Origin of the sequence: Marinomonas aquimarina, from assembly GCF_900089755.1 — a bacterium.
GTDB classification, from domain to species: domain Bacteria; phylum Pseudomonadota; class Gammaproteobacteria; order Pseudomonadales; family Marinomonadaceae; genus Marinomonas; species Marinomonas aquimarina.
The window spans coordinates 74,088-95,359 of sequence record NZ_FLOC01000010.1; the positions used below are offsets into that span (position 1 = coordinate 74,088).

Here is a 21,272-nt window from a genome sequence, read left to right on the forward strand (position 1 = left end):
AAGTTTTTTATCTACTTACTATCTAAGATGGGCTCGCTCATTGCCGCCCATTTTGAATGGATGTGTTATGTAAAGCGTGCTCCGGCAGATAGGTAACAAGTTTGTGCGAAGCGATAACCGTCTAATACGCCATCGTTGTTGGCGATAATATCGAGCCGAATGCTCTCATCACTAAGGGCAACAATAAGGTCTTGCTCAGGGGTAAGGTGTATAACAGTTCCAGGAGAAGCTCCGTAATTGGGCAATTGCGAAGGAGTGGCTTGCAGTAGCTGAGCATGACCTTGTCCCATTTGCAAACGAGCACCTCCATGTTGTGGATTTCCAGCTCTAACTTGGTTACACAATTGGCTTGCAGTGATCTGCTGCCAGTTGATATTGAGGTCCACTTCTGTAACTCTTGGTGCGGTATGCAAACACTCGCCAAGCTGCTGTTGCTTTTGCAATCGCCCGTATTGATCAAGCTGCTCAAAAATGCCTTTTAGAAGGTCTGGGATTGCTTGAATTAAGTTACTAAATAAACGATGGGCGGTATCGTAGGGGCCAATATTAATGACTTGCTGGGCTACGATGGCGCCTTGATCAAGCTCTTCTGTAAGTTGATGGGCGGTCAGCGCGGATAAAGTTTCGCCGTTACGTATTTGCCAGTAAACAGGGTCAGCCCCACGATAGTTTGGCAATGGGGAACCATGGAAATTAAGAGTACCGTATTCTGGTATACTAGCAATCTGCATAGGGATTTTTTCGCGGCAACAAAAAACAATAGATAATTGACTATTCCAAGCATTTAGCGCAGTCATCGGTGTGTCGATGTCATTTATCAGGCTGTACTGAAAAGCGATATTGGCTTGCTTAAATTGTTCTGCTATTGAAGCTTTTTCTTGATCCCATGCGCCATAAAATAGAACACCTGCTAGCTTATTAAGCTGCGCTAAATAACTGATGAGCCCAAAAGACGAAGAAGGACTCGAAGTAATGACGGTAATGCGTAAATTGTCCGTTACATTCATTGCTAAATCCTTAAGCAACTGTCGGTAAAAATCCCGGTGAGCCCGATAACTTATAGTAGAACTTCAGCCTATCGCCACTTTTGACGAGTAAATCATCTGGTTCTGCAACCTGTGGAACAAAGTCGATACATACCGACATATCGCACAAAGGATGAGTAATACCTGATTCGTACTCATGGATTTTCTCTTGACCAAATGTGGTAGCGGTAACCGTGAGTAGAAGGCTGGTTTTATCAATCCCATCTACTCCTTTGGGAATTTGAACTTGGTTACATTCAATGAGTTCCATTCCTTTCCCAAGGGGGATTACAGTAAGTTTGCGCAGGGATTCAAGTGTCAGAGAAAACACTTCACCAAGATGGGTTCGTTCACTCTGAATAATTGGATCAACCAAGCTAGAATGAGTCCGTTTCTTGTCTTTCCATTGGTCGGCAAACTCTCTTTGTCCAATATTCAGGCAAGCCGTCACCGCAATTTTTTCAGGTAACATGATGGCGTCAGCTGCAAGGTATGGAGCTAGGTGGCGCGCAAAAGCAAGATGCCCTTCCCTTGTAAAGCCATGTTGTAACGCCTCCATGACAAGAACATCTATTGAGTGATCTGGCTGGTAATCCATCACATCACAACAGAGCACTTCGTGGATGTAATCTGAAATATCAAGGTCAGAAATCAAGTTGCTAAGTGCTTTGATGGCACCAGGTTGGATATCAATTAAGGTGATTTTTAATTGATGACGTGCGGTATCACTCGCGGCATAGTGGCTGATCAATGGCAATAATAGTGGCGCAAAAGGGCCACAGGCAGGGTAAACAATGTGTATTTTGTGGTTATCTTGCTTGCTTTCTAGTGCTTGGTGTACGCCACGTATAAAAGCCTGAACACGATAGATATCTTGGAAAGTGTGCAGTGCATGCTCTACGGACATCACTAAGCCAGTAGCATTTATGTAAGAGCTGACTTGTTCTGCTTCAGTCAATTCAGCTTTTTTGAAGCTGGACAGCAAGTTTTCATAGGCTGTGGAAAATAGTTCCACTAATTCTTCGTGAGCCCGCGGCGCTTCAAGCATCTTCGCCACAAGGTTACTTAACGAAAATTGAAGTGCTAGTCGAGCTTGGTTTTCAGGCAGTTGATTGAGTAGGCCATCTAGTTGGTTGCGTAGATGCTGGTTGCAGATCTCTTGAAGTTTGGGGTCCACAAAAGAAACTGGTGACGAATATTGATTTCTTAGCGTCATTTATATTCCGTTATATATTCTATCAATCTTAATAAGTTTAGCCTTAATTAAATTGTAGCTAGCCACCTATTATTAATTAAAAATCTAATTTTAACTCTTCGACAGTACCATTATTTATTGAAAGGTACATGTATTTAATTGACTATTTAAATATATTTTTATTTGTATTTTATTATCCCTTAATGGTTTTGTAATGATGAGCCAATGCAAGTGCCGTTTCACTGCCAAGACATTCTAACTGTGCAATAACTTGGCTAACATTGTTATCGTCAACATTGGCACAGCCATATTTATGATCACTAATCTTTGTTTGGTAGCCCGAGTTTGAAAACAACGCCCTTAGCCAATCGTTCACAACACAGTCAATCACGAGGTGTACTCGGTTAATATCACTGCCATTAAACACTTGATGAGGGTAGTTGGCGTTCATATACCAACATTCTCCTTCGCCAAAATGGATTGACTGATCATTGATATTGAACTCAACAGCAGGGTGGGTTTGTATGGGGATATGTAAACGCGCGCAGCCGTCTTCAAAGCGCAGATCCAGATCAGTATGGCGTCGTATCTCCTGTCTCGCCTGAAGCGACATTAGCCTTGCCGATACAATGGTGCATTGAAAGCTAGCCAGAACTTCTTTTAAATAAGAACTTTGTTCAAGATAAGGTGTGTTTTTATAGTACGCTGGATTGGTTTCAACGACGTTCGCATTGTCTATCCGTCCATCCACGGACCTAAGAGGCAAAGACGCCCAACCGCCGTCATGTACATGTCGATTAATGTGCTCTATCCAAAGTTGCTGTTGCTGCATCCATAAGTCTTGTTTTAAACGCTGGATGTCAAAGGTTAGTGGCAGTTTATGAAAAGCGTCGGTCATGGTTTTTTGTAACCTATTATCGGTTAGCCCTCTCTAAAACTCTGTTCTGCAATAGGGTGTCATATTCAAGTACTGCACGACTCTAGGTAACTTTCCGCGATTAGGGCTGCTGCCATGGGGCAGAGCATAATGCCAAATAATAAGGTCACCCGCTTGGGCAGCAATCGGTGTGACATTGAAATCACTCCAGTTTTGCTGTTGTGGGTCTTGCCCCTCCGGTAGCTGTTGTACCCAAGCGTCAAACTCCCTATGAAAACCCGGTACGCAACAAAAAGCCCCTTGATTCTCAGCAGTGTCGGTTAGATAAATCAGCCCTTGTGTAGCAAAGGGTAATGGCGCTTCGAATGCTTTGATATCCCAATGCATGGCCGGGCCGGGGAAATACCAAGATTTCGTCTCTGGTGGATTAAAGCTGACTCTGTCATAGGATGGCGATAGATCACTGGTTTGCCAAAGCTGGGCAAAGATATCTTTAATATTTTGCTTATGGCGTATGTGCTCTTGAGAAGGGCTGTCAAACAACTGAACCATGATTTGGTGTTGTGGTGTTGTGGTGTTGTGGTGTCGTGTGCTGATACCAGGATTCTGGGTCTGTTAGAGACAGTTGCATATGATGGCAAATGTCTTCCAACAAGGCTTGGCATTCTTTCTCCGTTATGACCTTGGGGATGACCAAGTAGCCATTTTGCCGCCAAAAGCTTAGCTGTTCCTTAGTTAGAGGCGATGGGATGCTAGCGTTTTTGGATGTATTGGCGTCAAAGTAGCGGGCGACACATTCTTGGAGTTGCTGGCTTTGTTGCTCTGTGATGTGGCCTTGGTTGTGTTCAAGTATGCTTTGTCCCCATTGTTGTGGCGTTTGGCTGCAATAAAGGGATTGTATGGCGCGTTCTAGTCCCAGCTTCAGAATATCGAAAACCTTTATATCCAACGCCCATTCTTGTTGCTGAATATGGGGCGGCAATTTGTTGTGTCGCTGTTGATTGTGCTTGTGCCAGATTCGATTGAGGTAAGGTAGGTTCAGCAGGTCTTGATTACTCGCCGCAGGCAGAGACTGCTCTGCAAACGAAGCCAGTGATTCAAACTCAAATTTGAACGTTGGATGAACACCAAATTCATAACAGCAGTAAAGTGTAGAGTCTGGTTTAGGATAGGCTTTTCGTATTCTATATGGCAAGTTTAAAGAACATTGGTTCTCACTCAGTATATGTTTGCTGTATACGGTAATATCGGTCGTAAATTTTAAATCTGATGACGCATCAATTGGGTAGTTTGGAATGACGAGTGCTTGCTGAATGGACGGTTCTGTTTGTTGGCTTAATTGGTGCGCAGATTCATGGTCCAAGGTAAACACATTACCCAAATATGTAGTGCCATTTCGCTGTGTTAGCCAAGCGTCTATGCGAATGGATTCAGGCACTAAGCAGCCATCTTCTGCAAGCCAAGGGCTGAGATGAGCAAAAATAGACACTTGAGGCTCTTGGTCTAACATTGCCTTCATCGTTTCAGAAATAATAATGTCGAATGTCTGTTCCGGTTGTGGCTGCCATTGCAGTATATCAACGCATTCGACGGCTTTAATATGATCGTTTACGTTAAGTAGGTGCAGTACTTTTTGTAATGCGTCCAAGGATTCTTGGTGGATGTCCAGCAGAGTGACTTGAACACTAGAGGCAGCGAAGTTAGGCAGTAGTGGCAGCAAAAGGAGACCAAATGGCCCTGTACCCGCATAGAGAATGTTAATATTTTCCTTATGGGCTAATTGATCAAGAATCGCTTGGTTTACACCGCGCAGAAATACCTGAGTTCTCATAAACTCCTCTGCACATTGAGCCGCTGTAATCATGGAAACAGCTTTACCTTGGGTTGTGGATGAGAACTTATCGTCGACAAATATGTCTGGATGAATATTTAAACTCGTGACTTCGCATAAAATGCTGACAAGGCGATCAATATTGGGCTTATTTGCATTCAATTCCTCATCTGAAGCGTCTAGTATCTGGCGGGTAATTTTCTGAAATTGTGAACGCATAGGGATTTCCATTCCTCGTTTATCCACAGAGTCGCTTCATAATAGATACGCAAAGGCCTTCGTTGCAATACACTCTCTTATCTAAGGATATTCATGGGATGGAACATCGGATGGAAGTAACACGTAAAAAGGCGAGCCAAGCCGAGTTAGCTAGCCTAATGACATCTCTGCTACAGGTTGCTAATGATGGCGAAGCGGATCAGATCTGCCGTGGGTTGGTTGAATATTGGGTTATGCATTCGTTGTTCGAGAAGAAAGATGGCGTAGCGAATCAGAGTCAATATGCGTCATCTGGACTGATCTTATCCCCAGAATTGGCGGCAACTTGTGCTTTTGGTTGGCTGCGAACTCGGCGTTATTTACTGGCTCTCAATCAGGTTGTATCTGAGTTATTAAAGGATAGAACCAATGGTATGCCGATACGGGTGCTATACCCCGGTTGCGGTCCATATGGCATATTAGCATTACCCCTACTAACACTATTCTCTCCCGAACAATTACAGGTGCATGTGATTGACTACCATGAGACATCGATAGATTCGGTTAAGCAACTTGCAAATGTGTTTGGCTTTTCTAATCGCATCCAATGTACCGTGGGTGATGCGTTAGATTATCGTGTCCAAGAAGATACTAAACCTGATGTGATTGTCTCGGAGTTGCTGTTAGCTGGGTTAGAAAAGGAAGGCCATGTCGCAATCAATGAACATTTACTACGACAAGCACCGAACGCCATTCTGATTCCAGAGCAGATTAACTTATCGCTCTATTTTGCTGACCCTCAAATCGAGTTTGCTAAAAAAACTGCCAGAGAACACAGGTGTTACGTTGGACGGGCGTTTTCAATGAACCGAGAGAGCTTATTAGCTGCCGATACGCTGACTGATGAAATATCGGGTGAAACACTGAATGTCCCACAAGGATTAGATAACGCTTACCAGTCTTTTTTGTTTACCAAGATCATTCTATGTCAGGGAATCACTGTGAATGAATATGAGAGTGGTTTAACGACGCCTATTTTGTATCCTTTACCTAAAGGGTTTCAGTTCGCTAAATCGTTGCAGTTTTCTTATCGCAAAGGTGCTAACCCTAGATTGCTCTGTAATTTGAACGGCTTGCTTCCCCGATAGAATCGGGTCGTACATGTTTCCCCGAACGGAGTCGGGGCGTACGAGCGGGTTGTACCCCGCGATGGAGAATTTTCTTCCCCGAACGGAGTCGGGGCGTACGAGCGGGTTGTACCCCGCGATGGAAAATTTTCTTCCCCGGACAAAGCCGGGTCGTACGAGCCATCTCCCGATGACGATTAACTTGGCCTTAGGGATTTCTTCCGACCACTAGCATGGCGCTCACGGTATTCAGTATCAATGTATCGATCGGTAGTGGCCATGCTGGCGTGGCCGGCGTCTTCACGAACGTGCTCTTTTGGACGCACTTTGACATCTTCTGAAATGCCGGTGTGGCGCAACCAGTGGACGGTGGCGACACGTAGGTCGTCGGCGTCGGATTTAAGTCCGTCGTCGCACATGCGGTAGTAGGCTTGGTCGAAGCAATGCTGAACGATATTGCGCACTTGGCGCGAGCTGGTCATGGCGCCTTGGCCGCGTGTTTTGGGAATGAGAGAGGTTTGCTCGGCCACAGTCGGTAAATCCGGCAGCTGGCGGAAACGGCGGTAACGCTTCAAAGCACTCAGCATTTCATCAGACACACTCACCAAACGCTCTTTGTTACCTTTCGAAAGCACCTTAAACCACCAGTTGCCATCGGTGTCTTTGATAAAGTCGCCCATAATCGGTGCTGAGCGCTCATCCGCGACCAATTCAGAAATACGCAGATACATGCCGAGTAGGGCGTTCATAATGAAAAGCGTTCGCTCATGGGTCGCCGGATCTTCTTCCGCCATTAATTCGGCGGTTTCAATCACATAATCCCATTGCAGGTTGGAAATGCGGCGCACTTGGCGACGAGTCACTTCTTTCTTAACAAACTTACTTTTCTGGCGAATCAGCGCCACTGGGTTTTGCTGTACCGCCTCCTCTTGCATTAAGAAGCCATAGTAGGAGGATAAGATCGAAAAAGTCGCCCGAATCGCCGCTTGTGATAAGTTGTAATGCTGCGACAAAGGCACTTGGCCGTTACGAAAATCCAATTTAGAGACATGGGCGACAAAGGGGCGCCACTCTTCATTCGGCACCCGCTCACCCATTTTGTTTTTAAAGCGTGCCACGTTCTTGGTGCCAATCCAGTCTTCCGGAGGCGTGTTACAGAAGTGAATAAAGTCTTCGATCTGATCGCGACGCAAGGCTAAGGCAGGAGATTCCACCACAAACCATGACCACAACAAAAGGCGTTCCACTTCACGACGATAGGAGTTAAAAGTCGCTTGAGAACCGTTGTAGCTGTAAATGAAACATAAAGCCAGCTGCAGATCGCGCTGGTAATCCACCTTGCTTAATTGCGGAATGTCATTCTGCAATGGCGCCAGAATGCCATGAAACTGAGTAAAGGGATTAGGTAAGTGCTCTAAGTTATCAATCAATGGAAGTGGTGTTGCCATGCGCATCATTCTTCGTCGTTTGTTCGTTTAAGCATTCTAGCACGATTTGGAAAAATGATTGTATAACAGCTATTTAGACCAAAACAAAAAGGCCAGCAAAGCTGGCCTTTTAAATACTATCTGAGTCAGTATTACTCAGTAATACTTTCAAACAACTCAAAGTAGGTTGGGAAGGTCTTAGACGTACAACCTGGGTCGTTGATCGTTACAGGAGTGTCTGAGAACGCCACCAAAGAGAAACACATGGCGATACGGTGATCGTTGTAAGTATCGATCGCGGCATGCTGCAGGCTCTCAACGGGTGTTACGGTAATGAAGTCTTCACCTTCTACGACATCGGCACCTAGCTTTTTCAGCTCAGTCGCCATCGCGTAAAGACGATCGGTTTCTTTTACACGCCAATTGTAGATGTTGCGAATGGTGGTTGGACCTTGCGCAAACAAAGCAGTCGTGGCGATGGTCATGGCCGCATCAGGGATGTGGTTCATGTCCATATCGATACCATTTAGCTCGCCACGTTCAGCTTCGATCCAAGTCGGGCCGTAAGTGATTTTAGCGCCCATTTTAGCCAGCACATCAGCAAACTTGACGTCGCCTTGCACGCTGTCAGAACCGACACCATGTACCTTGATTTTACCGCCAGCAATCGCCGCTGCCGCCAAGAAGTAAGAAGCAGAGGAGGCATCGCCTTCAACCATGATTTCACCTGGGCTTTGGTAAGTCTGATTGCCCTTGATCACAAACGCTTGGTAATTCTGGTTCTCAACTTCTACACCAAACTGCTTCATGACATGCAATGTAATATCGATGTACGGCTTGGACACCAATTCACCGTCTACTTTAATGGTGAGATCGCCTTTGGCCAGCGGAGCACTCATCAACAGCGCCGTTAGAAACTGGCTGGAAATGTTACCCTTGATAGACACTTCACCACCTTGAATGCCATTCGCATTAATCAAGAGTGGCGGGTAATCTTTGTTGCCTTGGTATTGTACATCCACACCCAGCTCGACCAGCGCGTCAACAAGATCGCCAATTGGGCGTTCGTGCATGCGCGGTTCACCGTGCAAATGGTAAGAGCCTGTACCCAAGCACAATGCCGCCGCCAACGGGCGCATTGCAGTGCCAGCATTACCAAGAAATAGGTCGGCATTCTCGACATTGATCGGTCCGCCAAGGCCCTCAAGCACACAGGTGCGACCTTGATCTTGAAGTTCATATTTAACACCCATGGTTTTAAGGGCGTTGAGCATATGACGAATATCGTCGCTGTCTAAAAGGTTGGTAATTTTAGTCGTACCTTTAGCAAGCGTTGCTAAAAGCAAAATGCGGTTGGATAAGCTTTTCGAGCCAGGGATTTGAATTTCGCCGTCAGCGCTTTGAAGAGGACCTAGAGTAATGGAATTCATCGACTTTTCCGTATATACACTATCATTCCTGTTGGGAAGGATAGGTTCGTTATTTTCTTACATTTTAAGCGTACCATACGTTTAGTCAAAGGGAACTGCAACAGTTTTACAGGTGGATCGTCAATATCGCTCAATAATTAAGCAACCCCCTGATTCCCTTACGTTTACGAGGGTTGTGATTGCGTAAAGATTGGTAAGCGTACCCTTACCAATAATGAGTACAACAAGTAATATTTGTTCGTCGAAGAGCGAGTGCTTCTTCTACATATAGTTTCCAGTATCACTGTGTTGAGTAAAATAAGGAGCAGGCTAGTGAAACAATTATTGGGTGCAAAAATTTGTGCATTAACGCTTGGAGCAATGTTGCTTTCACCAGTGACTTTCGCCCTTGAAGCCCCCACTGGCCGTGTCATCTTAACGGTGTCTGGCAATATTACTGAGACCAACAGTGCTCAAGGCGCGCAATTTGACCGTGACATGCTGCTGGCTCTAGGGGTTGACGAAATGGTGACCGAGACACCTTGGACTGAGGGCATCAACACTTTCAGCGGACCAAGACTGTCGGCACTGCTAAGCGCCGTTGGTGCAGCAGCGACAAGCAACTTGTCAGTGACTGCGCTGAACGATTACAGTGCCAATGTGCCTGCGAAAGATGCCTATGATCATAATATTATGTTAGCAATGGATATGAACGGTGATCGCATGTCGGTGCGAGATAAGGGTCCAATCTTTGTTCTATACCCCTTTGCAGAAGACCCCTCTCTTAACAACGAAGTGATCCATAATCGTTCGGTTTGGCAGGTTAAATCCATCACCGTCGAATGAGAATAGGGCATGCAGTCAGTTCTGAAGTTTAAATACGGACGTTTTTTAGGTGTACTAGTCGCGACAGCGGCCATCTTTTTGGTGACCGTTGCGCTTCTTTATGTACAACTTTTGGAACGACAAGAGGCATTACTGTCTGCAGCTGAAGAGGACGCTCTATGGGCTTCCTATCAATTAGACCGAGAAGCGTTAAAATTCCGCAACTCGGTCCGCTTACTCGTAGATTCGAATAGCGCACAGCAACATGATCGCCTTGACGAAGCTCAGCTGCGCTTCGATATCCTCTATAGCCGCTTAAATATTATTTCGGCGGGCCAACTTAAAGACCTGTTTAACGAATTACCCGAAGCCGATACTATGCGGCGCTCGATTCGTCAGCACTTGGACGTTATTGATGGGCTATTATTTGTCGATAATCCAAACATGATCGATAAGAGCAAGATTTCCGATCATGTCGAATCCATTTTACAAGTCACTGAGTCCGTTGTGTTTAACGCGCTTGAACGCCGTTCTGCGGAAAAAGTCCATGAGCGCAATCAGATGGCGCTTCTGTATCGCTATTTGGGTCTGCTGGTGAGTCTACTGACACTTGTCATGTTGGTCATCATTGGCATGCTGTTCCGACAAGTGCTGTTCAGCGTCCGCTCTTACAATCAAACCAAGCAATTGGCGATTGAATTACAACGCACCGCTGAAGCGGCGCAGCAAGCGACTCGTGCTAAGTCCGACTTTCTAGCCACCATGAGTCATGAAATACGCACTCCCATGAATGCCATCTTGGGCATGTCGCACTTGGTGTTAGATTCGGACTTACAACCTAAGCAGCGCAATTACATCACCAAGATCCAAAGCTCCGCGAATAACCTGCTGCTGATCATTAATGACATCCTCGATTTTTCTAAGGTGGAATCGGGCAAACTGCAACTCGAATCAGCGCCGTATTTACTCGACGATGTGCTGGAGTACGTGTATCAAATCTGTCGCAATACGGCCGAGGGCAAAGGCTTACGTTTGACGGTGGTGAGGGATTTCAATATCCCTGACACTCTTATCGGCGATGCAACACGAGTCAAGCAAGTACTGGTTAACATTATCGGCAATGCGGTGAAGTTTACTCATCAGGGTGAAGTGGAACTGCACGTATGCATGCAAGCGGACACATTACGATTTCGTTTCACAGACACAGGAATTGGCATTTCTTCGGAAAGTGACATTTTTGAAGGCTTTAGCCAAGCGGATACCAGTACCACACGCCTGTATGGTGGCACCGGCCTTGGCTTAGGCATCTCGAAGCGTTTAGTCGACTTAATGGGAGGCGAGATTTATTTCGACAGTGAACTCGGTCAAGGCTCGACATTCGTTGTCGAAATACCTCTTCAAAATGATGAACCAAGTACCACGACTAATTGTAGCAACGAGCTGTGCGTGTTGATGACGGATGAGTTAATGATACGCCAACTTGCCAACCTAAACATTACGCACACATTGGTGACAGCTGGGGAGCAACAGCCACATGAAAATCAGTACCTGATCTTAAGTGATCAATATTATTCCAGTCTAACTCAAGAGGCAGAGCTGCAACTGCATGATAACTTTGTTGGCAAGGTCTTTATTTTTGGTCGCAATTTAAGCCATGAAAGCCTGTTTGCATGGCGTAAAGTTTGTTTGCTGACACGCGCGAAGCTCGCCAGCTATATGGCCGCGCATACGACATTGGAAAACCACGCTGGCGACCCCCTTAATCGCTATCACGAATGTGACAGTCTACTAGGTCGCAAGATCCTCTTGGCAGAAGATAACCCTGTGAATGCCGAAATTGCCACCGCTTTGCTGGAGAAGCTTGGGGTGCTAGTGGTTGTGGCCAACAACGGAGAAGAGGCCGTAAAAGCCGCTAGTGAAGACAGTTTCGATCTTATTCTGATGGATGTGCAAATGCCCATTATGGATGGCTACCAAGCCACGGAAGCCATTATTCATCGGTTAGGCGATGAACATCCTCCGATCCTTGCCTTAACCGCGGGGGTGCTCGATTCAGACCGAGAGTTTGCCATGAATGCCGGCATGAGTGATTTCTTAACCAAGCCTTTGGATCCACTTTTATTGTTGAATAAGTTAGAAGAGTGGTTGGTAGGGCATTCGGCCGACGAGGTCGTCTGCGGCACCGTACAAAGCAAGCTGGTATTTGCGCCTGACATGGGACTGTACCGGATAGGCGGTAATCGACAGCGCTACCATGACATGCTGAAACGCTTCTTGAAGTTACTGATGCCCTATAGCAGTCAACGTAACGATAACCTGCCCATGACTTCCTATGAGCTGCACAGCATTAAAGGCGGGGCAGCGAATATTGGTGGTGAACGTTTTGCCGCCGAAGTCGCGCAACTGGAACGAGACCTAGCCGAGGGGGGCAACAGTGGTGACAAAGAGCACATGGTTCAAATTGTCAGAGTCACTGAAGCGGCTGACGAATTGCTACAGCAGATACAGACTTATCTTGCTGCCAACCCAATTGAACAGGCACCGTTATCCACCAACGAACATAAAATTGATGACTCGGGTGAGTTGATTCAATCAATTGATAAGCTCATTCAAGATCTTGAAATGGGCATTGCGGATGTCAGTGACTCCTTGGATCCTTTGATAGGTAACGCTTTACCAGAGCACGCAAAGGCCTTGGCCCGAGCAAGGGATAAAATTAATGACTACGACTACGATTTAGCCGTAGAGCAACTGCAAAAGTTAAAGGAAACGCTGTAACCCAAGTTAGGGTTATGCACGCTCACTAAGCCTTGGTTTATAGAGAATGTTTGATTTGAATTACCTAAACGACAACATCGCAATGTTGTCGCAAGAAAACCTGCGTAAAAAAGTTTTGGTAGTCGACGATCTGGCCGACAACATTAATATCCTGCGCTCAATCTTGCAGGACACTTACGACGTGTTGGTAGCCAAAAGTGGCGACATGGCATTCAAAATTTTAGAAAGCCAGCTCCCAGATATCATTCTATTAGATATTATGATGCCAAGCATGAATGGCTATGAAGTTTGCCAACGTATCAAGCAGTCACCTAATACCGCTCAAATCCCCATCATTTTTATCACGGCCATGACCTCGGCGGAGGATGAAGAGCACGGTTTTTCGGTGGGTGCCGTAGACTACATCACCAAACCCATTACTCCTAGAACCACGTTAGCCCGTGTCGCTAGCCATTTGGCGCTGGCACAGCAAAACAAATTGAATCAGCAGCTAATTGCACAAAGAACCGACCAACTTAAGGAAGCTTTGTCCTCTTCTGTTGATATGCTAAGAGAGGCGGGGACTTATAACGATGAATTAACCGGCTCTCATATGTGGCGCATGGCTGATTATTGTACGGTCTTGGCGGAGGCACTTGGTTGGCCAACCTCAGATGTTGAAAACTTGCACCTAGCAGCCTCTATGCATGATACCGGTAAAATCGGCATTCCGGATTCTATTCTCAAAGCCCCACGGGAACTGACCCGCGACGAGTATGAGGTGATGAAACAGCACTCCATCATTGGTCATAACATTCTCGGCAAGAGTAAATCCCCCTTGTTTCAGCTCGCAGCTGAAGTGTCACTCGGGCATCATGAAAAGTGGGACGGCACAGGTTACCCTAATCAATTAAGTGGTGAGGACATTCCAATACACGCGAGAATTGTGGCCATTGCGGATGTATTTGACTCACTTACCATGGCACGCCCCTACAAGGACGCTTGGCCATTCGAAGCTGCTTTTGACTATTTACGCGACAATGCAGGTTCGCATTTTGACCCAGGACTGGTTCAAGTATTTATCAAGCAAAAGGACGCCATTCGCACAATAAGGGATAAATGGCAGAAAGTAGAGAACAGCTCCAATAGAATCGAAGCAATGTAAGACCGCGCTAAGCGCGGCAAGTTTAAAGACCGCATCCGCGATTGGAATCGGGTCTTACGAGATGGGGGCAGGCCATACAAGCCATCTCCCGATGGCGACTAAGACCTGAGCCCCTGAAGGAATCAGGTCGAATGAATTAACCGCAGCATTTCTTGTATTTCTTGCCAGAGCCACACAAGCAGGGGTCATTACGGCCTAGTTTTACGGCATCAGGGGCAACATACGGCGTGTGTCCTTGTACCTCATGCTCTCCAGCCACATACAGCCAAACACCATCCACCTTTTCAAATAAAGAACGCTCACTTAAGCGGCCAGTGTTGCTGCCTTCCTTAAAGTGGGCGGCAAACGCAACCATGCCCGTTTTGTCTTTTGGGCCACCGTCTTGGGTTTCTAGGATCTCCAGTTTGACCCATTGCGTAGCGCCATTGCTGTCAGAAATATCATCGCCACTTTGCGAAGGATCTTCTTGCAACCGTTGCGTGGCGGCAATGTAATCAAATTTTTTCAGGGCAAATGCACTGTAACGGGATCGCATCAGCGCTTCCGCAGTGGGAGCCGTGCCCGGATTATTGTGATACATTCCACAACACATCTCGTAATGCGCGTTTGAGCCGCAAGGACATTGAGCTGGAGTAGACATAAAGTTCCTTAATCGCCAAGTTCTTGTTTAGATGCGTATAATACCCGTTTTACTAAAACCGAACAGGACTTATTTGTGAGTAACAGTGCGACCACCTCGTTTTTTTGGTACGACTTTGAAACCACGGGCGTAGACCCTGCTAAAGACAGACCAATGCAGTTTGCAGGCATTCGCACCGATTTAGATTTTCAGCCAATCGGTGAACCGATTAATCTATATTGCAAATTAGCAGACGATGTTTTGCCTCATCCAGACGCTTGCCTGTTAACCGGTATTACACCGCAAGAAGCCATTCGAGAAGGGCTTTGCGAGGCGGAGTTTATGGCCGCCATTGAAAAAGAACTGGCCACTCCAGGTACTTGCTCCCTTGGCTACAACACCTTGCGTTTTGATGACGAAGTGGTCCGTCATGGTTTTTATCGCAACTTTATTGATGCTTATGCACGGGAATGGCAAAACGCTTGCTCGCGCTGGGACATCATTGATTTAGTGCGCATGACCTATGCCATGCGCCCAGAGGGCATTGAATGGCCGAAAAAAGAAGACGGTACACATTCGTTTAAGCTGGAAGACTTAACCAAGGCTAACGGCATTGCCCATGAGCAAGCCCACGATGCGCTCTCTGATGTCTATGGCACCATTGCGATTGCCAAATTGATCAAAGAAAAACAGCCTAAGCTGTTCGACTACTATTTTACCATGCGCGATAAAGGCTCGTTGCAACAGTTTGTTGATCCAGTGCGCATGAAGCCTTTCCTACATATCTCAGGCATGTTTGGCCAAGAGAAAAAATTTGCCGCCTTTGTCGCGCCTTTGGCACCGCACCCCACCAATAAAAATGGTGTGATCGTATTTGACTTGATGAGTGATGCTCAGCCATTACTGGATTTAAGTATCGAAGAGATCCAGCGTCGTGTGTTTACCTCAAAAGAAGAGCTGGGCGATACCGAACGCTTGCCGTTAAAGGTTATTCACTTGAATAAATGCCCCGCCGTGGCGCCGGCCACTTTTTTGAAGGACGAGTCAGTGGTCAGTCGTTTAGGGCTTGCTGGCGATATTTGCCGTAAAAACCTCGCTTTACTACGCCAAGCCCCTGGCCTTGCGGCGAAGCTGTCACAGGTTTTCATGCAAACATTTGAAAAAATCGATAAAGATCCAGATTTGATGCTCTACAGCGGTGGTTTCTTTTCCCGCGACGATAAGGCGCGTATGGAAGAAATTCGTAACACGCCAAGCGATATTCTGGGGGAATTAGAAATGACCTTTGATGATCGTCGTTTACCTGAAATGTTGACCCGTTATCTTGCCCGTAACTACCCTGAACAAATGGACAGTCAACAACGCGAAGAATGGGAAGAACATCGCCGCGTCAGATTGTTACAAGAAGATGGGGGTGGCAGCATCACTATGCAAGAATTTGAAAAACGCATTATGGAGCTGGCAAACGACGACACTTTGTCAGATAGTAAACGCTTGATGTTACAAGACTTGGTGGATTACGCCCAAGGCATATATCCCTATTAAGCCCAAGGAACTCAACAAAGGAGAGTAGGGTAAATGAGTGATTCACGTGGTGCCACCCAGTGGCTAGTTGGTATTGCAGCGTTTATTTTAATCATCGCTGGCTTAAAGGAAGCATCGCAAATTGTTGTGCCCTTTATGCTATCCGTCTTTATCGCGATTATTTGCTCTCCTTTGCAAAACACCTTACGTCAATACAAGGTGCCCACTTGGTTGTCGATTATATTAATTGTACTGCTCATTTTGGCATGCCTTGGTTCGGTAGGGCTGTTGGTGGCGGCATCACTGGATAACTTTTCTCAACAATTACCGGCCTACCGCGAACGCTTTGGTATGGAAATGTCGGCCATTTTCCAGCAGCTGAATAATGTTGGTATCAACATTTCCTATCAGCAGATACGTGGTTATGTCGACCCGTCTTCGCTAATGAATCTGTTTACCAACACCTTAACCAGTTTGGGTAATGTGCTCACCAATGTATTCTTGGTGATCATGATCGTGGTGTTTATTCTGCTCGAAGCCGCCGAGATTCCAAAGAAGCTGAACTATGCCTTTGGTGACGCCTCACGTTCCATGGAAAAAATGGATCGCTTTATCTCTACGGTCAATCAATACTTGATGATCAAAACCTTGATCAGTATTGGCACAGGTCTGTTAATTGGTTTGTGGGTATGGTTTCTAGGCGTGGACTTCCCCGTGCTATGGGGTGTTTGTGCCTTTTTGCTCAACTTTATTCCAAACATCGGCTCCATCATTGCCGCTATACCAACCATGTTTCTAGCGTTTGTTCAACTGGGCAGCTTCGATGCGGTATTAACGGGGGTTGGCTTTTTAGCCGTCAACTTGGTGATGGGTAACTTTATCGAGCCAAGGTTTATGGGCAAGGGCGTTGGCTTATCGCCACTGGTGGTGTTTTTATCCTTAATGCTTTGGGGCTGGGTATTTGGTCCCGTCGGTATGCTACTGTCGATTCCCCTGACGATTATTTTAAAATTTGCCTTTGAAGCCAATCCAAAAATGAATTGGCTGGCAATTCTGCTAGACTCTAAAGCGCATCCTTAGAATTATCAGGTTTGGTCGTAGGAGCGAGTTGTATCTCGCGATAAAAGCATTTGCTTCCCCGAACGGAGTCGGGTCGTACGAGCACCAAGGTAATAGTACAAATACAATTAAGTTGACTTGTGCTTTTTGAGAATAATTCTAGCCTTTTGCTTGTTTTTGCATTAGAATGCGCGATTGATTTTTTTGGTGCGGATCCACGCACGTCTCTTATCCTACTTAAAGGTTACCATCTACATGTCTGACGCTGATATTCAGCCTACTTTTGATTCTCTGGGTCTGGCCGCCCCAATTCTAAAAGCGGTAAGTGAACTAGGTTACGAACAACCCTCTGCCATCCAGGCGCAAAGTATTCCATTTTTGTTAGAAGGGCACGACCTTCTAGGTCAAGCGCAGACAGGTACGGGTAAGACGGCGGCATTCGCTCTGCCATTGCTATCTCGCATTGATGTAGCAAATAAAGCACCACAATTATTGGTGTTGGCGCCAACACGTGAGTTGGCCATTCAGGTTTCTGAAGCATTCCAGAGCTACGCTCGTTACATTCCAGATTTCCACGTACTACCTATTTACGGTGGTATGTCTTACGACTCTCAGCTTCGCCAACTTAAACGTGGCGCGCAAGTTGTGGTAGGTACGCCTGGTCGTGTTATGGACCACATTCGTCGTAAAACGCTGCAACTAGACGGCCTTCAGTCTCTAGTACTAGACGAAGCAGATGAAATGCTACGTATGGGCTTCATCGACGATGTTGAGTGGATTCTTGAGCACACACCTAAGTCACGTCAAATCGCATTGTTCTCGGCAACCATGCCAGCTGTGATCCGTAAAGTAGCGCAACAACATCTTAACGAGCCTAAAGAAGTTAAGATCCAAACGAAAACCTCTACTGCGACAACGATCACACAAAAATACTGGCAAGTAAGTGGTCTTCATAAGCTAGATGCGTTGACACGTATCCTAGAAATGAACGAACACGACGGTATGATCATCTTCGTACGTACGAAGGCGGCGACGGTAGAGCTTGCTGAGAAATTGACCGCTCGTGGTCATGCTTGTGAAGCCCTAAACGGTGACATTAGCCAGAACCTACGTGAGCGTACCGTTGAACGCATCAAGAAAGGTCAAATTGACATTCTTGTGGCGACCGACGTTGTGGCCCGTGGCCTAGACGTTGATCGTGTAAGCCACGTTGTTAACTACGACATTCCTTACGACACAGAGTCTTACGTACACCGTATCGGTCGTACTGGCCGTGCTGGTCGTTCTGGTACGGCGATCCTATTCGTGGGTCACCGTGAGCGTCGCATGCTGCAACAAATCGAACGCGCAACACGTCAAACGATCGAACGTATGCAGTTACCTACGGCTGCAGACATCAATGAACAGCGTGTCGCTCGTTTCAAACAGCGCATTACTGACACGATTGATAACCAAGATCTAGATTTCTTCATGGAATTGATCGAAAGCTACCAGAAAGACAACGAAGTTGATCCAACTAAAGTTGCTGCTGCACTGGCTTACATGGCACAAGGTAAGACTCCATTACTTCTAAAAGAAATGGAAATCAAACCACGTGATCGCGATCGCAGTGACCGTCCAGATCGTGGTGAGCGCAGCGAACGTGGTGATCGTGATCGTGGCCCACGTAAACCTCGCAACATCACCAAAGAAGCGATGCCACTAAAAGATAACCCATCTATCGAGATGAAGCGTTACCTTCTAAAAGTGGGCTACCGTGACGGCGTTAAGCCAGGTAACATCGTAGGTGCGATTGCCAATGAAGCAGATCTAGATAGCCGTATGATCGGTCACATCGAAATCTTTGAAGATTTTGCAACGGTTGACTTGCCTGCTGACATGAACAAACAAGCAGTTAGCAAACTGGCAAAAACTCGCATTTGTGGTCAGCGTTGTGATATCACGAATCTTGAAGATGCAGATGACAAGATCTTCGAGCGTGAGCGCCCAGCAGGCGGCAATCGTCGTCGTCAAGGCAATGACCGTAATGATCGCGGCGGTGAACGTCGCCCACGTAGCTTTAATAAAGATCGTGGAGACCGAGGCGATCGTGGTGATCGCAAACCGCGTCCTCGTAACAAAGACTAAGTTCTTTCAAAAAGCCGAGCATTGCTCGGCTTTTTATTGAAAAAAATTTATCTACACCCGATTCTATCGGGGAAGCTGAATTTGAATCGCGGGATACAACCCGCTCGTACGACCCGACTCCGTTCGGGGAAGCTAGGGCTAGATTGAGATCGCGGGATGCAACCCGCTCGTACGACCCGACTCCGTTCGGGGAAGCAAGATTTACAATCGCCATCAGGAGATGGCTCGTACGACCCGATTCCATCGGGGATATAGGTTTAACTGAAACACTATTTTTAAAAGCAGGATTAGAGATGGATCAGATTACTATTATTCGTCCAGATGATTGGCACTTACACTTCCGTGATGGCGACATGTTGCAGGAAACCGTACCTGCGACCGCTCGTTGTTTCGCCCGCGCGATCGTTATGCCAAACCTAGTGCCACCTGTGATAAATGCTGAATTGGCGGTCGACTACCGTCGTCGTATCGAGGCAGCGATCCCTGCAGGCTCAAACTTCACGCCGTTGATGACCATTTACCTTACAGATAAAACATCTGTTGAAGATATTCGCGCTGCAAAAGCGGCGGGGGTGGTTGCCGCGAAAATGTACCCAGCCGGCGCGACCACAAACTCGGATTCTGGCGTGAGCTCGTTGGATAGCCTATACCCTGTGTTTGAAACGCTGGCGGATGAAGGCATGCTGCTGCTAGTACATGGGGAAGTGACGCAAAAGCACATCGATATTTTCGATCGCGAAAAAGAATTCATCGATCAACACCTTGTTAAAATCGTCAACAAGATCCCACATCTTAAAGTCGTATTCGAACACATCACAACTAAAGATGCGGCGGACTTCGTGATGTCAGCACGTGAAGGTGTCGCAGCGACCATCACACCGCAACACTTGATGTTGAACCGTAACGACATGTTAGATGGCGGTATTCGTCCTCATAACTACTGTCTACCCGTTTTGAAGCGTTCTACGCATCAGGAAGCACTGCGTGAGGTAGTCAAGTCGGGCTCTTCTAAGTTCTTCTTAGGTACTGATTCTGCACCGCATGCCCAGCACCGTAAGGAATCAAGCTGTGGTTGTGCGGGTTGCTATAGCGCTTGGTCTGCCATCGAGCTGTACACACAAGTGTTCGACGAGCTAGACGCATTAGATAAGCTCGAAGGCTTCGCAAGTTTACACGGTGCTGATTTCTACGGCTTACCGCGCAATACCGATACCATTACCTTGGTACGTGACGAGTGGGTATTGCCTGAATCGATTATGCTACCAAGTGGTGAACCCATCGTACCTTTCTACGCAGGCAAACAAGTAAGCTGGAAATTGAAAGCCTAAGCTTGTAACGGAAAAAGCGTCACTAAACAGGAGGCATTTGCCTCCTGTTTTGGTTGTAAAGAACTGATCTAGATTAAGTCAGCGCAATAAATGACAATATTTGATCTATTCCATACATTATGGAAAAAGCATATAAGCAGGTCAGTTCATAGAGTAAAAAGCACACATCTTGGTATGATTAGCAGCATTTATCAGAATTGAAAACGTTAAGCATGGAGCATTAACGTCATTTAGCTTTATCGGAGTTCTGCTATGAACAAACTTTTTTCATCTATAATGGCCATCAGTCTCTTAACCGCAACAGCCATTCCTACCATTACTGAAGCCGCCAGTGAAACCAGTATTGTGCGCAAAGATAATGTAATTGAAGTGCATAAGAGTCCAACCTGTGGTTGTTGTAATGGTTGGCTAAAACATATGGAAGACAGTGGTTTTAACACACACATTAACCACCCGCAAAACCTCACTGCTTTGAAAAATGAAATGGGCGTACCAGCCAACGCACGTTCCTGTCACACCGCCATCTCGAAGCAAGGCTACATTTTTGAAGGCCACATTCCAGCCAAGCTGATTAAACAGTTTCTCGATAATCCACCCGCAAACACCAAAGGTCTGGTGGTACCAGCGATGCCTGTCGGCTCTCCTGGCATGGAGTACAACAACCAATTTATGCCGTACTCAGTATTATTGCTGAATGATGATGGTACTGTTTCGCCGTATGCTGAAATTAGCACCCAAGAAGAGCAATACTAGTACTCAATAAGCCAGTGTGACGCAGG

At 46.4% G+C, this 21,272-nt stretch carries 17 protein-coding genes; 9 read left to right on the forward strand and 8 right to left on the reverse strand.

Going from position 1 to position 21,272, the window contains the following annotated elements:
- Window positions 1–65: 65 nt before the first annotated feature.
- The 5 genes from MAQ5080_RS09600 to MAQ5080_RS09615 all read right to left on the reverse strand — a co-directional run bounded on the left by MAQ5080_RS09600 (window position 66) and on the right by MAQ5080_RS09615 (window position 5,159).
- Entirely contained in the window at window positions 66–1,007 is a 942-nt protein-coding gene (locus MAQ5080_RS09600) for a methionyl-tRNA formyltransferase (RefSeq protein ID WP_067209186.1), read from the reverse strand.
- Window positions 1,008–1,017: 10 nt separating this feature from the next.
- Window positions 1,018–2,241, reverse strand: coding sequence for an SAM-dependent methyltransferase (locus MAQ5080_RS09605; RefSeq protein WP_067209190.1), 1,224 nt, complete (start codon window positions 2,239–2,241; stop codon window positions 1,018–1,020).
- A 172-nt stretch (window positions 2,242–2,413) separates the two neighbouring features.
- Complete coding sequence (locus MAQ5080_RS09610) at window positions 2,414–3,118, reverse strand: aspartyl/asparaginyl beta-hydroxylase domain-containing protein (RefSeq protein WP_067209193.1); 705 nt, start codon at window positions 3,116–3,118, stop codon at window positions 2,414–2,416.
- A gap of 33 nt (window positions 3,119–3,151) precedes the next feature.
- Window positions 3,152–3,649 (reverse strand): phytanoyl-CoA dioxygenase family protein, encoded by a 498-nt coding sequence (locus MAQ5080_RS17260; RefSeq protein WP_082861069.1) that lies wholly within the window; start codon window positions 3,647–3,649, stop codon window positions 3,152–3,154.
- Window positions 3,633–5,159 carry a class I SAM-dependent methyltransferase gene (locus MAQ5080_RS09615; protein WP_156496556.1) on the reverse strand — a complete coding sequence of 509 codons (1,527 nt, stop codon included), beginning with the start codon at window positions 5,157–5,159 and terminating at the stop codon, window positions 3,633–3,635. Before MAQ5080_RS09615 ends, MAQ5080_RS17260 begins: the two co-directional genes overlap by 17 nt.
- 98 nt (window positions 5,160–5,257) lie before the next feature.
- Between MAQ5080_RS09615 and MAQ5080_RS09620 the strand changes: the two genes are divergently transcribed.
- On the forward strand, window positions 5,258–6,274 hold the full coding sequence (locus MAQ5080_RS09620) for an SAM-dependent methyltransferase (RefSeq protein WP_067209195.1): 1,017 nt from the start codon (window positions 5,258–5,260) through the stop codon (window positions 6,272–6,274).
- A 176-nt stretch (window positions 6,275–6,450) separates the two neighbouring features.
- Here the strand turns inward: MAQ5080_RS09620 and MAQ5080_RS09625 are convergent, their stop codons facing one another.
- A complete protein-coding gene (locus MAQ5080_RS09625) occupies window positions 6,451–7,707 on the reverse strand; it encodes a tyrosine-type recombinase/integrase (protein ID WP_156496559.1) in 1,257 nt (418 codons plus the stop codon).
- 125 nt (window positions 7,708–7,832) lie between these two features.
- A complete protein-coding gene (aroA, locus tag MAQ5080_RS09630) occupies window positions 7,833–9,110 on the reverse strand; it encodes a 3-phosphoshikimate 1-carboxyvinyltransferase (protein ID WP_067209200.1) in 1,278 nt (425 codons plus the stop codon).
- Window positions 9,111–9,422: 312 nt separating this feature from the next.
- Here aroA and MAQ5080_RS09635 point away from each other — a divergent pair, with 312 nt between their 5' ends.
- The 3 genes from MAQ5080_RS09635 to MAQ5080_RS09645 are packed head-to-tail and all read left to right on the forward strand — an operon-like array spanning window position 9,423 to window position 13,836.
- Window positions 9,423–9,935 (forward strand): putative pterin-binding protein, encoded by a 513-nt coding sequence (locus MAQ5080_RS09635; protein WP_231870814.1) that lies wholly within the window; start codon window positions 9,423–9,425, stop codon window positions 9,933–9,935.
- A 9-nt stretch (window positions 9,936–9,944) separates the two neighbouring features.
- A complete protein-coding gene (locus MAQ5080_RS09640) occupies window positions 9,945–12,692 on the forward strand; it encodes an ATP-binding protein (RefSeq protein WP_067209203.1) in 2,748 nt (915 codons plus the stop codon).
- A 46-nt stretch (window positions 12,693–12,738) separates the two neighbouring features.
- Window positions 12,739–13,836 (forward strand): HD domain-containing phosphohydrolase, encoded by a 1,098-nt coding sequence (locus MAQ5080_RS09645; protein ID WP_197464600.1) that lies wholly within the window; start codon window positions 12,739–12,741, stop codon window positions 13,834–13,836.
- A 136-nt stretch (window positions 13,837–13,972) separates the two neighbouring features.
- Here the strand turns inward: MAQ5080_RS09645 and MAQ5080_RS09650 are convergent, their stop codons facing one another.
- Complete coding sequence (locus MAQ5080_RS09650; protein ID WP_156496557.1) at window positions 13,973–14,416, reverse strand: YchJ family protein; 444 nt, start codon at window positions 14,414–14,416, stop codon at window positions 13,973–13,975.
- A gap of 135 nt (window positions 14,417–14,551) precedes the next feature.
- Here MAQ5080_RS09650 and sbcB point away from each other — a divergent pair, with 135 nt between their 5' ends.
- The 5 genes from sbcB (at window position 14,552) to MAQ5080_RS09675 (ending at window position 21,246) form a co-directional block, all read left to right on the forward strand.
- Window positions 14,552–16,000, forward strand: coding sequence for an exodeoxyribonuclease I (sbcB, locus tag MAQ5080_RS09655; protein WP_067209210.1), 1,449 nt, complete (start codon window positions 14,552–14,554; stop codon window positions 15,998–16,000).
- Window positions 16,001–16,033: 33 nt separating this feature from the next.
- Complete coding sequence (locus tag MAQ5080_RS09660) at window positions 16,034–17,059, forward strand: AI-2E family transporter (RefSeq protein WP_082861071.1); 1,026 nt, start codon at window positions 16,034–16,036, stop codon at window positions 17,057–17,059.
- 234 nt (window positions 17,060–17,293) lie between these two features.
- Window positions 17,294–19,165 carry a DEAD/DEAH box helicase gene (locus MAQ5080_RS09665; protein WP_067209369.1) on the forward strand — a complete coding sequence of 624 codons (1,872 nt, stop codon included), beginning with the start codon at window positions 17,294–17,296 and terminating at the stop codon, window positions 19,163–19,165.
- Window positions 19,166–19,458: 293 nt separating this feature from the next.
- Window positions 19,459–20,493, forward strand: a complete 1,035-nt coding sequence (gene pyrC / locus MAQ5080_RS09670) for a dihydroorotase (RefSeq protein ID WP_067209214.1) — start codon at window positions 19,459–19,461, stop codon at window positions 20,491–20,493.
- 252 nt (window positions 20,494–20,745) lie between these two features.
- Entirely contained in the window at window positions 20,746–21,246 is a 501-nt protein-coding gene (locus MAQ5080_RS09675; protein ID WP_067209218.1) for a DUF411 domain-containing protein, read from the forward strand.
- Window positions 21,247–21,272: the final 26 nt, after the last annotated feature.

Bases quoted from the DNA above. Each gene is read 5' to 3' on its own strand.
- MAQ5080_RS09600 (WP_067209186.1), bottom strand. From the start codon at position 1,007: ATGAATGTAACGGACAATTTACGCATTACCGTCATTACTTCGAGTCCT.
- MAQ5080_RS09605 (WP_067209190.1), bottom strand. From the start codon at position 2,241: ATGACGCTAAGAAATCAATATTCGTCACCAGTTTCTTTTGTGGACCCC.
- MAQ5080_RS09610 (WP_067209193.1), bottom strand. From the start codon at position 3,118: ATGACCGACGCTTTTCATAAACTGCCACTAACCTTTGACATCCAGCGT.
- MAQ5080_RS17260 (WP_082861069.1), bottom strand. From the start codon at position 3,649: ATGGTTCAGTTGTTTGACAGCCCTTCTCAAGAGCACATACGCCATAAG.
- MAQ5080_RS09615 (WP_156496556.1), bottom strand. From the start codon at position 5,159: ATGGAAATCCCTATGCGTTCACAATTTCAGAAAATTACCCGCCAGATA.
- MAQ5080_RS09620 (WP_067209195.1), top strand. From the start codon at position 5,258: ATGGAAGTAACACGTAAAAAGGCGAGCCAAGCCGAGTTAGCTAGCCTA.
- MAQ5080_RS09625 (WP_156496559.1), bottom strand. From the start codon at position 7,707: ATGCGCATGGCAACACCACTTCCATTGATTGATAACTTAGAGCACTTA.
- aroA (WP_067209200.1), bottom strand. From the start codon at position 9,110: ATGAATTCCATTACTCTAGGTCCTCTTCAAAGCGCTGACGGCGAAATT.
- MAQ5080_RS09640 (WP_067209203.1), top strand. From the start codon at position 9,945: ATGCAGTCAGTTCTGAAGTTTAAATACGGACGTTTTTTAGGTGTACTA.
- MAQ5080_RS09645 (WP_197464600.1), top strand. From the start codon at position 12,739: ATGTTTGATTTGAATTACCTAAACGACAACATCGCAATGTTGTCGCAA.
- MAQ5080_RS09650 (WP_156496557.1), bottom strand. From the start codon at position 14,416: ATGTATCACAATAATCCGGGCACGGCTCCCACTGCGGAAGCGCTGATG.
- MAQ5080_RS09660 (WP_082861071.1), top strand. From the start codon at position 16,034: ATGAGTGATTCACGTGGTGCCACCCAGTGGCTAGTTGGTATTGCAGCG.
- MAQ5080_RS09665 (WP_067209369.1), top strand. From the start codon at position 17,294: ATGTCTGACGCTGATATTCAGCCTACTTTTGATTCTCTGGGTCTGGCC.
- pyrC (WP_067209214.1), top strand. From the start codon at position 19,459: ATGGATCAGATTACTATTATTCGTCCAGATGATTGGCACTTACACTTC.
- MAQ5080_RS09675 (WP_067209218.1), top strand. From the start codon at position 20,746: ATGAACAAACTTTTTTCATCTATAATGGCCATCAGTCTCTTAACCGCA.